A 14,048-nucleotide genomic window follows, 5' to 3' on the forward strand; every position below is an offset into this window, starting at 1 on the left:
ATGCCGGCCTCGACATGTTTATGGCGCCGGACCCGAGCTGGAAGGAACTCTACAAAAACACCCTGGCGCAAGCCAAAAGTGGCGAGATTTCCGCGGAGCGTTTGAACGACGCCGTGCGCCGCATCCTGCGCGTCAAACTGCGCGCGGGCCTGTTTGAAGCCGGTGCGCCTTCCGAGCGCGCGTTTGCCGGTGACGAATCCCTGATCGGCTCCCCGGAGCACCGCGCCATTGCCCGTCAGGCAGTGCGCGAATCCCTGGTGCTGCTGAAAAACAACGACAATCTGCTGCCGCTTGCGCGCAACCAGCGGATTCTGGTCGCCGGTGATGGTGCCGACAATATCGGCAAACAGTCCGGTGGCTGGAGCATTACCTGGCAGGGTACCGGCAACCAGAACAGTGATTTCCCGGGAGCAACCTCCATTTACGGTGGTATTGCCAAAGCGGTGGAAAGTGCTGGCGGTACTGCGGAACTGTCGGTAGATGGCCAGTATGAGCAGAAGCCGGATGTTGCGATTGTGGTATTCGGTGAAGATCCCTACGCAGAGATGCAGGGTGACGTTTCCAACCTGGATTACCCGGGAGAGAGCGATCTCGCACTGCTGAAGCGCCTGCGCGCCCAGGGCATCCCGGTGGTTTCCCTGTTTATCACCGGTCGCCCGCTGTGGGTGAATCCCGAGCTGAATGCCTCCGATGCATTTGTGGCGATCTGGCAGCCGGGCACCGAGGGCGAAGGCGTTGCCGACGTGATCCTGCGCGATGCCGAAGGGCAGGTGAATCACGACTTCACCGGCAAGCTGACTTTCTCCTGGCCGAACGACGCACAGCCCACTGTGCGCAACCCCGGTGAAAACGAAGCGCTGGCGCAATTCAAATACGGCTACGGCCTGAGTTACGCAGACTCGGAACAACTGGCGATGTTGTCTGAAGAGAGCGGCCTGTCCGAGGCGGACACCAAGGAAGCGCTGGCGGTATTCAATGGCCGTGCGCTGGACCCGTGGAGCTTCCAGGTTACGGATGTTGGCAACAACCACTCTGTGATTTCCAGCAGTGTCGCAAAGCTGCAGGGTATCAGTGTGCAGTCCGTGGATCGCAATGTGCAGGAGGACAGCCGTCGTCTGCAGTGGAGCGGTGAAGGTAATGCGATTGCCGGCTTCTTTGCCAACAGCCGCACGGATCTCTCCGCATACCTGGCCAATCAGGGGGCGCTGGTATTTGATGTCAAAGTGGACGCAGCACCCAGTGACGCGGTGAACCTCGGGATTAACTGCGGCATGGAGTGCGGTGCTGAGCAATCCATTACCGACCTGCTCAAGGGCGCTACGCCCGGAGAATGGAAAACCGTGGCGGTAGATTTGCAGTGCCTGGCCAAGGGCGGCGCAAAACTGGATATGGTGCTGTCACCTTTCTATGTGCGTACTGCCGGTGCCCTGGATGTCACCATTCACGATATCCATATTGCCGCGAATGCGGAGACTGATATTAGCTGCGGATAACGTATTTCCGTAGAGATAAGTATTAACCCGGTTGCCACCCATCCACCTCTCCGGCAGCCGGGTTCCGCGAATCACTCACAAGGTGACGGCCGGAAAAGACAGAATAAAAATAACGTCGTATTGACCGGGCAACCGGTTTCCAAGAAGTAACCCTGAAAATCAAGCAGTACCCCCTCCTGAACTATCACAGGAGTTTTGGGCGCCTTTGTTATTCCGCGTGTTAAATGGAAGGAATCGCTGCGCCCCGATAAAGCCCCGGTCGGGTATGAGCCGAGATTTACAACCCAGTCCGGTACTCAATAAATAGCGATGCATAATGGGAAAAATAATGAAAAGCAAAAGAGCGACGGCGAAAAGCCGCTTGCTGTTGACGGCTGCGTGTCTGTTGGCACAGCCCGCCATTTTTACCGCGGCTGAGGCGCAGACCCAGCCCCTGTGGTCCGATGAGTTTGACGGTGAGCGGATCAATCGCGATGTGTGGACCTTCACCACCGGCGGCGACGGCAATGGTAACGGCGAACTGCAGTATTACACCGCGTCGGAAAAGAATGCCTACCTGGAAGATGGCAACCTGGTGATTGAAGCCCGGCGCGAACCTTTCGAGGGCAAGGAATTTACCTCTGCGCGCCTGCACACCAATGGTCGCATGGGATTCAAATTCGGCACACTGGAAGCACGAATCAAACTGCCCAAACTGGATAACGGCCTGTGGCCGGCGTTCTGGATGCTGGGTGATAACTTTGGTGTGGATGGCTGGCCCAAGTCCGGGGAAATCGACATTCTCGAGGCGGGTTTCAAATCGGCCATCGACGATGGCACGGTGAATAATGCGGTTTCCGGTGCGCTGCACTGGTGGCATGAGTCCGGTGACTGGAGCGACTGGCTGCAGGCTGACCACGCCGAGGATGTAGTGCTCGAATCCAATCTGTACGAGCAGTACCACACCTATCGCCTGGACTGGACGCCCACGGACGTGACTATCTCCGTGGACGACACCCAGATCCTGACCATGGATATCACCGGTCCCAACCTGTCAGAGTTTCGCGACAACCCCAACCATATCCTGCTCAACCTCGCTGTGGGCGGTTGGAATTTTGTCGAGATCGAAGATCCGGCGCTGATTACCGCGGACTTCCCGGCAAAAATGTACGTGGACTACGTACGCCTCTATGCCAACGAATTCACCGAGCTGGAAGTTGCCAGCGACAGTTACTATCGCGGCGATTTCGGCATCATGACCGAAACCTACCCGGTGCTGGATGAATTCAACTGGGGAGACAAGGCCAATCTGTACATCTGGAATAACATGACCACGGTTGCGACCGCGCCGGCGGAGGGCAGTGCGGTGTTGTCCTACCAGGTGGCTGCGGGCGACTGGTGGGGTATGGGTCTGTTGCATAAAGATTACAACATGCGCAATTACGCCCACGGTTACCTGCACTTCGATGCCAAGGTCAATTCCAGTGTGAATATCGAAGTAAATATGGCGAGCACTTCCGGTGGCGATGCCAGTGTCTTGCTGACCGCGGGCGGCGAGGAGTACGGCCTCGAGCGCGACGGCGAGTGGCACCATGTGGCGATTCCCCTGGCGAAGTTTGGTGGTCTGGATATGCAGACGATCAAGACGTTTTTCAGTGTTTCCGGCCCCGCACCGGCAGAAGACTTCCAGATCGCCTTTGACAATATCTACCTGAGTGAAAGTGTCGCCCTGGAGGCGCCGGAGTTCGGCAGTTACGGGATTTATACCGAGACAGCTTCACATATGGACGCCGGCAGCTTTGCCTTTGGTGTCAACGGTGACCTGTTTATCTGGGATGAAACCCTGCAATTATCCGCGGGTGAAACCCGTGAAGGAAACTCCGCGCTGAACCTCACCTCTACCGGCAAGGGCTGGTTTGGCATGGGGCTGACCGCGCGTGAGGGGTTCAACCTCACCGCGTTTGACAACGACACTGCGGCCCTGCATTTCTCGATGAAAACCAGTGACCAGACCGAATTCCGCATCGGTCTCAAGGGCGGCAATGTGGACAATATTGGCCAGGCCTGGATTACCTTCAAGCCCGGTGCCGATCCCTATGGATTCGTTCGCGATGGCCAGTGGCACGACATCGTTATTCCCATGAGCGAACTGGCCGGTGACCTGGATCTCGCGGATATGCGTCAGGTATTCCAGGTACTGGGTGTTGGCGAAGTCGCCGAGATGTCCATCGACGATGTCTACCTGTCTGGTGGTGAAGAGGCGCAGTTACCCGGCACCGATGGAGAACCGGTAAACCGCGCACCCACTGCAGCGGTCAAGCCCTCGGTAATGGGTGGGCCTGCCGGCACCGCTGTCACTTTCGACGGCAGCCAGTCCAGTGATGTCAATGGCGATGCGCTTACTTACAGCTGGGACTTTGGCGACGGCATTACCGCGAGCGGTGTTAGCGCGACCCACACCTACGCGACGGATGGCAGTTACCGTGCGGTGTTGACCGTGAGTGATGGCGAAGCGACGGCAACCGCAGCCACCTATATCTTTATCGACGATGCCTATGGCAGCAGCAAGAGCACCAAGCGCGGTCTCGGCTACGGCCACCACTCCCAGGAAGACTTCGAGGTAATGTCCCAGGGGATCTCCTGGTGGTACAACTGGAGTCACGCGCCGGATGTGCAAATTGCGGAAATCTACCAGAATTACGGGGTTGAATTTGTCCCCATGGCCTGGAATGGCGGCTTTGACGAACAGGGTATGCGGGCCTATATCGCGGCGCACCCGGAAGTGAAATATATTCTCGCGTTCAACGAGCCCAACTTCCTCGAACAGGCCAACATGACCCCGTCCCAGGCCGCCGCAGAATGGCCGCGACTGGAAGCCATTGCCGACGAATTCGGCCTGCAGATCGTGAGCGTGGCGATGAACTTTTGTGGTGTCTGTGTTACCGAAAACGGCACCACTTATTACGATCCCATCGAGTACTTTGATGATTTCTTTGCCGCCTGTCCCGACTGCCGTGTGGATGCCATGTCCATTCACGCCTACATGCCGGAAGTTGGTGCCATTGAGTGGTACGTCGATCTGTTCAAGAAGTACAACCGTCCGATCTGGCTCACGGAATTTTCCGCCTGGGAAGACACCACTACGGAAGCCGAACAGCAGAAGTTCCTGATCCAGACCGTGGACTACCTGGAAAATGATCCGGACGTTGCCCGCTACGCCTGGTTTACCGGCCGTCGTAACGGGCACCCGTACAACGGTCTGTTTGATTACCGTCAGTCCGGTGTGCTCACAGAGCTCGGCAATATTTACGTGAATATGCCAGTGCACGGTGCGGCCAGCCAGCACGCGCTGCCGAAAAAAGTACAGGCGGAAGCCTACGGCAGCATGAACGCGGTTCGGGTAGATAAAACTACCGATAGCAGCGGCTTTCTGGATATTACCGAAACCGCTGCCGACAGCTGGGTAGAGTACAACCTGGTGGGTACAGCGGGCAGCGCAGATCTGGCTCTGCGGGTCGCCGCGGAAGCCGCCACTTCCATCGAGGTATTCGTGGATGGCGTCAGCCATGGCACGGTTGCGGTACCGGCTACAGCCGGCGGTTGGGACACGGTGACGACGACTGCCGACCTGAAAGACGGCGCGCAAAAACTGCGTCTGGTCTTTGCCGGTGCCGTGCAGTTGAACTGGCTGGATATCGATGCCGGTGACAGCAGCAATCCCGACCCGCAACCCACCAGCAATCTGGCCCTGAACAAGACCGTTGAAGTTTCCACGATGGAAAACGGTGATCTGAGTGGCGCTGCGGCAGTAGATGGCGATATGGGCACCCGCTGGTCCAGTGCGTGGAGCGATCCGCAGTGGATTTCGGTAGACCTTGCAGCCGTTTCCACGATTGATCGTGTGGTACTGAAGTGGGAGGCCGCTTATGGCCGCGCTTACGATATCCAGGTTTCTGATGACGGTCAGGCCTGGAATACCGTGGCGAGCGTGACCGACAGTGATGGTGGCGAAGACGTTATCAGTGGCCTCGCCGCCAGCGGTCGCTACCTGCGGGTATTTATCAACGAGCGCGCAACCGGTTGGGGCGCCTCACTGTGGGAGCTGGAAGTCTATGGCAGTGGTGGCGACAGTAGTGAACCACCCTGTTGCGATCCGCAACCCGGTGGCGACCTGGCACTGAACAAGCCGGCTTCCGCTTCTTCCGCAGAGGGCAATTACTGGTTCGCGGAATACGCGGTGGATGGCGATGCCGGCACCCGTTGGGCTTCGGACTTCAGTGACAACCAGTGGATTCAGGTAGATCTCGGCAGTGTCTATACCCTGAGCCAGGTTGTACTCAATTGGGAGGGCGCTTACGGCAAGGCGTACGAAATCCAGGTGTCTGCTGATGGCAGTAACTGGACCACCGCAGCCACCGTGAGTAATGGCGACGGCGGCGTGGACCAGGTTTCACTCAATGCCAGTGCGCGCTACGTGCGCATGCAGGGTGTCGAGCGCGGCACTGGCTATGGCTATTCCCTGTGGAGTTTTGAGGTTTACTGAACTTCGTGAATTGAAACGCCGCTGTCCTGCTCATCCCAGGCTTGCGGGGCGGCGGTGATTCAACCTGGCGGTCGGCACGGGCGCAGCCCGATGCGTTGACCCGGCATTATCGATGCACACCGTGAGGCGTTTCTCGCCGCAGTTCACGGCGCCGGCCGCCCCAATTTTTCCGTTTTCTGACCGTTAATTTTGCAGCTTTTTAAAGCTTTTGCAGAAGGGGCGGCTGTGCGTCTGGAAAACGGGAATACATCAATACATAACCTGCGAGAGAAAACATGATTCGAACAATGAAAGGGCGCCCCCTGGCTGCGGCGCTGGTATCCATCGGTATGGCTGGTTCGGCGGGAGCGCAAACCCTGATCTGGTCTGATGAATTCAATAGCGGCAGTCTCGATGAGACGGTGTGGAATATCGAAACCGGTACCGGTATTAATGGTAATTGGGGCACCGGCCAGCTGGACCGTGCTACGGACCGAGCGGAAAACCTGAGTTTTATCAACGGTGTTCCCGGCGCCGACGGCGGGGTGCTGTCAATTACTACCCGCAACGAGTTTTATATTGACCGGGATTTTACCTCCGGGCGCATCAACACCCAGGGCAATGTGGCGTTTGGCCCGGGCCATAAAATCGAGGCGCGGGTGTGGCCGCGGGATGTACGTTACCAGGGACAGGGATTTGCCTTCTGGATGATGCCCAATGAGATCCCCGCGGGCTTTGACCACATCATGTGGCCCCAGGGCGGTGAAGTCGACATTATGGAGTATGTCGGGTCCATTCCGTACCACAATCTCGCGACCGTGCATTACGCCTGGTTCTGGGAAAACAATGAATATCAGGATTGGAACCACGGGCACCTGGGTGGCTACTACAGTTACCGCGATCAACAGGGGCCGGACGAGCCCGAGTGGATTAGCGTCGACCTGGGACAGTCCACCGCCATCGATCAGGTAGTGCTGCACTGGGAGGGAGCCTTTGGTAAGAGCTACAAGATCCAGGTGTCCGACGACAATAGTCACTGGACGGATCTTTACAGTACCGACAGTGGCGATGGTGGCACCGACACCCTGAACGTTTCAGGTAGTGGGCGCTACGTGCGCATGTACGGCACCGAACGTGCGACCGAGTGGAGTTACTCGCTGTTTGAAATGGAAGTCTTTTCCGGCGGGGTCAACCTGGCCTACGCCCGACCTGTGTCGACTTCCAGTAATCAGGCCAGTGATCTGGCTGGCAATAATGCGGTAGATGGAGAATACAGCACGCGTTGGAGTTCCAACCTGCGCAATCCCGGTTACGGTGGTTATCCGCCGATGGCCGGTGATCCGGATGCAGGTAGTAGCGGATTTCACACCTACGGTATCAACTGGCACCAGGATCGGATCGAGTTCTACGTCGACGATAATGTTTACCATATCCATTACCTCAACGATGGCGATGCCTATGGCCTTGATGACAATGACGAGGCGCACACGCAAAACATGGACGGGCGCCGGGTTTACGTTTCCGAATTCTCCAATCACTTTGATGAGTGGCATCCCTTTGAGCGGCAGATGTACCTGATTCTTTCCGCCGGGGTGGGTGGGCCCAGCGGCTATACCTATGGCGGCGGTATCGTACCGGAAGCGCAATTCCCGGCCTCGGTACTGGTGGACTGGGTGCGGGTTTACGATCTCGATGGCACCGGTGAGCCGACAATTCCCGACCCTGAGCCGGAACCGAATCCCGTCGACAATGTCGCACTGGGTAAACCCGCCAGCGCTTCTTCCCGTGAATCGGACGCGATGAATGCCGCGGCTGCCGTGGATGGTAACGGAGAAACGCGCTGGGCAAGTGCCTGGAGCGATGGTGAGTGGATGGCCGTGGACCTCGGTGCGGCCTATGCCATCGATCGTGTGGAGCTGACGTGGGAAGCAGCCTATGCCAGCGCCTACCGGATCCAGATTTCCGATGATGGACAGGCCTGGCAAACGGTTCGCACCGTAACCGATGGTGACGGCGGCGAAGATATATTGCATTCGCTCAACGTCACTGGTCGCCACCTGCGTATTGTCGTTGACCAGCGCGCCACCGGTTACGGAGCTTCCCTTTGGGAGATGGAAATCTATGCCGGAGATTCGACGTCCCCCGAGCCGCTCGCAGACAAGGCGCAGGGGCAACCGGTCTCTGCATCATCCGTCGAGGGCGGATACTGGTTCGCCGAATATGCGGTTGACGGTAATCCGGCTACGCGCTGGTCCAGTGATGCCTCTGATCCGCAGTGGATCAGTGTCGACCTGGGGAGCGTGCAGCCGCTGTCAAAAATCGTGCTCGACTGGGAAGCGGCCTATGGCAGCAGCTATGAAATCCAGGTCTCTAACGATGGCAGCAGTTGGAACACTCTTGCCATCGCCACAAACGGTGATGGCGGTCGCGATGAAATTGCGCTTGCCGGAAGCGGTCGGTATGTACGTGTACTGGGTACGGAACGCGGAACCGGTTACGGCTATTCACTGTGGACATTTGAAGTGTATTGAGCGGATTCAATAATAAAAAAGAGGCACCGACCCGGTCGGTGCCTAAAACGCCTATCAATCGGCTGATCAGTCTTGGGGAAATCAGTTGGGTATATTGGCTTTTTCGAACTCCGCGACATATAGCGGCGGACGGTCGAGGAACTGTGCCCAGCGGGTATCGCCGTCAAGGAAGGTTTTCTGGAAGGCCAGTGCCAACTGTCCCACATAGCGGTTGGCATCTTCCGGGCCGCCCCAGGCGAAGTGGCCGACGTTGGAGGCTTCGTAAAACAGTTTGGGTACGCCGTAAGGAATGTTGCGGTAAACCCCGTCGCTCTGTCCCAGGCCGCCCAGGTAAGTGGTATCCAGTGAGCCGTTGAACAGAATGGTGGGAATACGGGTATTGCGACCGCTGGAATCGCTGTCTACTGCGGTGAGGTTGTGGCCGGCAAATGACATAGCCGTTTTCAGGCCGCTGTATTCGGCGGAGGTAATCCAGGTCGCACCGCCCCCCATCGACCAGCCGGTGGCACCGAAGCGACTGGTATCCAGTTTGCCGCGCAGGGGGCTGCCGTAGCGGGTATTTTCCCCTTTCATTGCGTCGAGCACATCCTGCTGCTGGTCCGCACGGGAATCCACGCTGTCGTAGATGGTGCGGCTATCCATGGTGACCAGTACGATACCGTGAGAAGCAAAGAACGGACCCCAGTCGCGATACATGATCTGGGTGCCGGTGTAGGGCGGGGTAAAAACCAGCAGGGAATAGGGCGGTTCCGCATTGCGCGGATAGTACACGGTAGCCCCACCGGGTGTGGACAGGTACGGCATGGTGTAGCTGTCGTAACCGTAAGGTCCGTTATCGCTATAGTTTCCCGGCGTATCTTCGTAACGGCAGATGGCATCGGAAGGACAGCTCTGCGCCTGTACCGCTGCGCTGGTAAATATGCCTCCCAGAATCAAACCCAGTGTGGGCAGCAGGGTTTTGGTCAGATTTCTCTTCATCATTATCTCATTAGCCTCGTTATCGGTTGGATTTTATTTTCGGCCGAAAGCAGTCTGGCCATTGGCTCTTGGAAATTTTTTATTTTTGATTTCGAATGCCGCGAGCTGTTGGCGAGGTTAGGCTGAGAGCAACTTTTGCAGAAAGTACATAAGGCACCAAAAACTGGCCTTTATGTCTTCTGCTGTCACTGTGGCGTTTATTTCGTTTACTTGCCTTTTCCTGCTTGCAGATTTTTCTTGCCGCCCGTTGTTAAATGAGGGACTTTTAATACCCGTGAAAAAATATATTTCCGGATTTATCCAAAGGCCATACCGTGAAAATTTTTATTACCTGTGCGGTTATTGCATTGCTGGTTTCTGGTGTGTTGGCGAAATTGTGGTTCAGCCCGGAGCCTCGGGATAAGACTGCAGCGTCGCTGACTATTAATGAACCGGTGGAAATCAACTCGCCAGGTGATGGGGTTGCGGTTGCGTATGACCCAGAGAATGAAATTGGCATTGCGGAAAAGGACAGTGGAAAACCCGTTGAGGGTTTATCGGAGAGTGAGTATGCGGCAGCGGGGAAGAGCGGGCGCGATTCGCTGGACACCGTAGCGCTGTACGATGCGCTGCTGATCCTGAACTTCGACAGCGAGGGCAACTTACTGTTTGACCGCAATACCCGCACTGCGCTGCAGTTGCTCCACGACCAGCTAGAGGAGGATGGCGATGGGGCGGACTCTCGGTGGCAAGGTCGGCTGGAAAGCTTGCAGGCACTGCTGAGCGATGCCTTGCCAGAGGCGGTGGCCATGCAGCTGCTGGATCTGCTACAGGACTTTTCGGCCTATCGCCAGGCGGTAGAGGATGTGCAGCGCACCAGGGCGACGGACACCTCGGCGGCATCGAATCCGCTGGATAATTACGAGCAGATCAAAGCCCTGCGCCGCAGCTATCTCGAGGAAGAGCAGGCCAGTGGCATGTATGCAGAGGAGGAAGCCCAGCTGCCGTATATGGTGGAGTCCATGGCTGTCGCGCGCGACCCGAATCTATCGGAGGAGGAACGCGCGGAGAAGCTGGCGGCAATGCAGGCAGAGTTCAATGAAACCGCAAGCCGGATGGACTCTCCACTGGCGCGCAAGGTACTGGAGGCCAAGGTGGCGCGGATGCGCGCTGATGGTGCCAGCGACGCCGAGGTATTTGCAGCGCGCGATGCGGTACTTGGCAGTGCAGAGGCCGCACGGTTGGCAGACGAAGAGCTGGGTATAGGGGATCAGGGTATACAGGAACAGACGGGAAGCGAGACCGGTCCCGGAGGGAAGCCGGTCTCTATAAAAATCGCGATCAATCCGTGAGGATCAGGACGTTGCGTCCGCGGCCAGTGCGCGCTTGCGGAACTCCGTGGGAGACATGCCGACGAGTCGGCTGAAAAAGCGATGGAATGCGGACTTGCTGTTAAAACCGGATTCCAGCAGTACATCCAGCACCGTCATGTCCGCTTTTTCCGGGTCCGAGAGCAGCGCCTTGGCGGCTTCCACCCGGTAGCTGTTCACGAATTCGAAGAAGTTGGTGCCGAAGTGCTTGTTGATCACCGCGGATACTTCTTTTGCCGGCAGGTCGATACGCTCGGAAAACTGTTCCAGGTTCAGGTTTTTCTTAAGATAAATTTTGTCTTCTTCCATCGCATTTCGCACTTTGGCAATGGCGGGCTCGGAGGGCTCTTCCTCGCTGCTGGTCTCGCGGGTTTCCTCCTCCGGCTTGGTGACCAGCAGCTGGTGGGCGTAGGTCAGGCTGTAGGCAAAGAATGCATTGATCAGGATAAACGCCAGGTAGTTGTCGGCGATGCCCATATAGTCCGCCACCACATCGCTGGAAAACTTGGCCACCACGTGCACCACCATGGTCCAGCTCCAGGCCACAAATACCCCCCAGGTGAGCGCCGACAGCCAGTGCAGCTCGGTCTCAGAGTAGTGCGAGTATTCGTCCTTGAGGGCGTGGCGATAGCGGCGGATTCTCAGCAGGGCCGCTGCCGCGTAGACGAACGGCACCAGCGAGGCCATGTCCCAGATAAATTCGATGGCCGTGGAGGGGAGGCCCTGGCCGGAGTCGGCAATATGCCGCAGGTCATTGCTGGAAATATCGAAAATGGCGATACAGGCCAGTGCTACCAGCGCCGGCAGCAGGTGCAGGCCCTGGTGTCGGGTGAGGCTCAGCTTGCGCTGGGTCAGCGAGCAGACATACAGGTAGATCGCCGGCCCCTTGAGTAGCAGTGACGCAAACAAAAGATAGGGTAGCAACGTCTGCTCGAACCAGGGTGCCACCGAGAACTGATCGTTCCACAACAACAGGGTGCAGCCCGAGGCCACGGCGATAATCAGCAGGAAGGCGGTCAGCAGGCGCCCGTCGTGCCGCGCACGGGTGGGCAGGATCGACTGGAAGACGGCCAGCAGCAGGCACTCCGCCGCGGTCATCAACAGCACCACATCGTGGATATTGAATATGTATTGTTTCATCGGGTCATCGCGGATAGATTTTTGCTTGTTATGATTTTTATCGCTCTTATAGGGGGGAGTATAAGAGAATTCCCCCCGGGGGAGGAGCTTTGCCCGGTTCCACAGGCCTCTCCAGCCCATCCCGCTTGCGAAAATCCCGAAAGTGACACCGCCCAGTTTGCGGATTTCTCCAAAGTGGGGCGACGCTAATCCAGCAAAATCGCACACTGGCGACATCGGGTATTGCCGAATCCGGTATCGCGGAGAGGATACGATTGTTTCTCCCCGGTGTACCCCGCCGGCATAGGTAGCCCGACATCATCTCTCTTCTCCTGCTAGTGGGTCTTTCTCGTCGACCATATTGTGCTAGTTGGGCCGGCAGGTTTTGCCCTGCCGGTATTTTTACCTTCCCAGTTCCTGTCCCCGTATACCCTCACTTTGTGCGGAAATTGGAATCACTGCCTTGTCTATTCCTTATATGATGCTCCTGGCGTCTCATCCCCCCATATTTGTGACCCTGAAGGGGGAGGGGGACTGGAGTTTTCGTCGGCAAATCATTACCTTATACCGCCATTTTTTCAGGGCATCTGTCCACTGGGGCCCGGTGGCCGCAGGGGCGGCACCCGCGGTAGTAGAACGTGAAAGGAAAGCGTTATGACAAGAATTGTCGCGGACATCGGCGGTACCAACGCCCGCTTCGCCATCGCCCACCCGCATAGGGGTGGCTATCGCCTGGAATCCATTCAGGTGGTGAACTGCGCCAAATTCGGAGATTTCTATTCCGCGCTCGGCCAGTGGCTCGAGGGGCTGGATCAACCACAGCCGACCGAGGCCTGTATCGCGGTCGCCGGGCCGGTGGAAAAGACCCCGCAGGGCGGCCGGGTAACCATGACCAACCTGGGGTGGGATATCCGCGCTGAAGAGTTGTGCAGCCGCTTCTCGCTGGAGCGCGCGCTGGTGGTGAATGACTTCGCTGCGCTCGCCCTGTCCCTGCCGCGTCTGCCGGAAGAGGATAAATGGGCGCTGCGGGATGTGCCCGCACAGAGCAATGCGCCCATGGTGGTGCTGGGCCCGGGTACCGGACTCGGTGTCGCCGGGCTCGTCCACGAAGGCGGCAGCTACCGGGTGGTGCCGGGAGAGGGCGGTCACGCTAACCTGTCCGCGGGCAGTGAGCGCGAGCTGGAGCTGCTGAGGATCCTCGCCCGCGAGCAGATGCCGGTCTACAACGAGTATGTGCTGAGTGGTGGCGGCCTGGTCAACCTGTACCGTGCGGTCTGTGCGCTGCACGGCCGTCCAGCGGAAGATCTGACTCCGCCGGATGTCAGCAGCCGTGGCCTCGACGGTTCCGATCCCTTGTGTCGCGAGACCCTGGTGGATTTCCTCAACTTCCTCGGCAGCGCCGCAGGTGATGCAGCCCTCTACTATGTGGCCCGCGGCGGTGTATTCCTCGGTGGTGGGGTATTGCCGCGGATCGAGTCGCTGCTGCCCGAGAGCGAGTTCGAACAGCGCTTTACCAATAAAGGGCGTCTGGGCGACTGGCTGCAGGGTGTGCGTGTAGAGGTGCTCAAGGCCGGCTACCCGGCGCTGATCGGCGCCGCTGCCTGGCTGGAAAACTGACCCGTCGGACGCCCTTTCGATTTCTCATCAGATCTACCCATATAACCGCTGAACAAAAATTGTTCAGCGGTTATAATCCCGCCCCATGGTGAACAGGCAGCGGCTCCTCCTCCTCCGCCGGCTGCACATTCTCCCCTCTCCTCCCCCCCTGGGGGTGGAGGATAAGGACTTCGGGTATGCCTAGGATGGCACTACTCACCATAACGATAAGTCCAAGGGAGAAGATGATGAGTCTGACCAACAAACGTTTCCGACCGGCGCTGCTGTCCGCAGCTATTGCCGCGTCCGTCGTATCCGGTGTTGCTTTTGCCCAAGAGGCCCAAGAAGAAAGCAGCTCTACACTGGAAGAGCTCACCGTGACCGGTTTCCGTAAGAGTGTTATGGACTCTATCGGTACCAAGCGCGATGCCAAGGCTGTAGTCGAAGCTATCTCTGCCGAAGACATCGGCAAGCTGCCCGA

The 14,048-nt window shown here is 57.8% G+C and carries 8 protein-coding genes; 6 read left to right on the forward strand and 2 right to left on the reverse strand.

Annotated features, from left to right (window positions below; translation table 11 throughout):
• From B4U49_RS03805 to B4U49_RS03815, 3 genes are all read left to right on the forward strand, one after another.
• On the forward strand, positions 1-1,493 hold a 1,493-nt coding region (locus B4U49_RS03805), incomplete at its 5' end, for a putative glycoside hydrolase (protein WP_143735511.1).
• 328 nt (positions 1,494-1,821) lie between these two features.
• On the forward strand, positions 1,822-6,015 hold the full coding sequence (locus B4U49_RS03810; protein ID WP_078083248.1) for a glycosyl hydrolase: 4,194 nt from the start codon (positions 1,822-1,824) through the stop codon (positions 6,013-6,015).
• Between the two features lie 275 nt (positions 6,016-6,290).
• Positions 6,291-8,525, forward strand: coding sequence for a discoidin domain-containing protein (locus tag B4U49_RS03815; RefSeq protein WP_078083249.1), 2,235 nt, complete (start codon positions 6,291-6,293; stop codon positions 8,523-8,525).
• 81 nt (positions 8,526-8,606) lie between these two features.
• Here the strand turns inward: B4U49_RS03815 and B4U49_RS03820 are convergent, their stop codons facing one another.
• Positions 8,607-9,503 (reverse strand): dienelactone hydrolase family protein, encoded by an 897-nt coding sequence (locus B4U49_RS03820; protein ID WP_143735512.1) that lies wholly within the window; start codon positions 9,501-9,503, stop codon positions 8,607-8,609.
• Between the two features lie 314 nt (positions 9,504-9,817).
• Here B4U49_RS03820 and B4U49_RS03825 point away from each other — a divergent pair, with 314 nt between their 5' ends.
• The gene (locus B4U49_RS03825; RefSeq protein WP_078083251.1) at positions 9,818-10,834 is read left to right on the forward strand and encodes a lipase secretion chaperone; all 1,017 of its coding nucleotides are present in this window, start codon (positions 9,818-9,820) and stop codon (positions 10,832-10,834) included.
• Positions 10,835-10,837: 3 nt separating this feature from the next.
• On the opposite strand, the gene B4U49_RS03830 is transcribed toward B4U49_RS03825, so the two are convergent.
• The gene (locus tag B4U49_RS03830) at positions 10,838-11,992 is read right to left on the reverse strand and encodes a helix-turn-helix domain-containing protein (RefSeq protein ID WP_078083252.1); all 1,155 of its coding nucleotides are present in this window, start codon (positions 11,990-11,992) and stop codon (positions 10,838-10,840) included.
• Positions 11,993-12,625: 633 nt separating this feature from the next.
• Between B4U49_RS03830 and glk the strand changes: the two genes are divergently transcribed.
• Both glk and B4U49_RS03840 read left to right on the forward strand, forming a co-directional pair.
• Positions 12,626-13,588, forward strand: coding sequence for a glucokinase (glk, locus tag B4U49_RS03835; protein WP_078083253.1), 963 nt, complete (start codon positions 12,626-12,628; stop codon positions 13,586-13,588).
• 227 nt (positions 13,589-13,815) lie between these two features.
• On the forward strand, positions 13,816-14,048 hold a 233-nt coding region (locus B4U49_RS03840), incomplete at its 3' end, for a hypothetical protein (protein ID WP_143735513.1).

Origin of the sequence: Microbulbifer mangrovi (assembly GCF_002009015.1) — a bacterium.
Classification (GTDB): domain Bacteria; phylum Pseudomonadota; class Gammaproteobacteria; order Pseudomonadales; family Cellvibrionaceae; genus Microbulbifer; species Microbulbifer mangrovi.

What these genes read in the sequence shown, in the direction of transcription:
- B4U49_RS03810 (WP_078083248.1), top strand. Translation starts at nt 1,822, where the DNA reads ATGAAAAGCAAAAGAGCGACGGCGAAAAGCCGCTTGCTGTTGACGGCT.
- B4U49_RS03815 (WP_078083249.1), top strand. Translation starts at nt 6,291, where the DNA reads ATGATTCGAACAATGAAAGGGCGCCCCCTGGCTGCGGCGCTGGTATCC.
- B4U49_RS03820 (WP_143735512.1), bottom strand. Translation starts at nt 9,503, where the DNA reads ATGAAGAGAAATCTGACCAAAACCCTGCTGCCCACACTGGGTTTGATT.
- B4U49_RS03830 (WP_078083252.1), bottom strand. Translation starts at nt 11,992, where the DNA reads ATGAAACAATACATATTCAATATCCACGATGTGGTGCTGTTGATGACC.
- glk (WP_078083253.1), top strand. Translation starts at nt 12,626, where the DNA reads ATGACAAGAATTGTCGCGGACATCGGCGGTACCAACGCCCGCTTCGCC.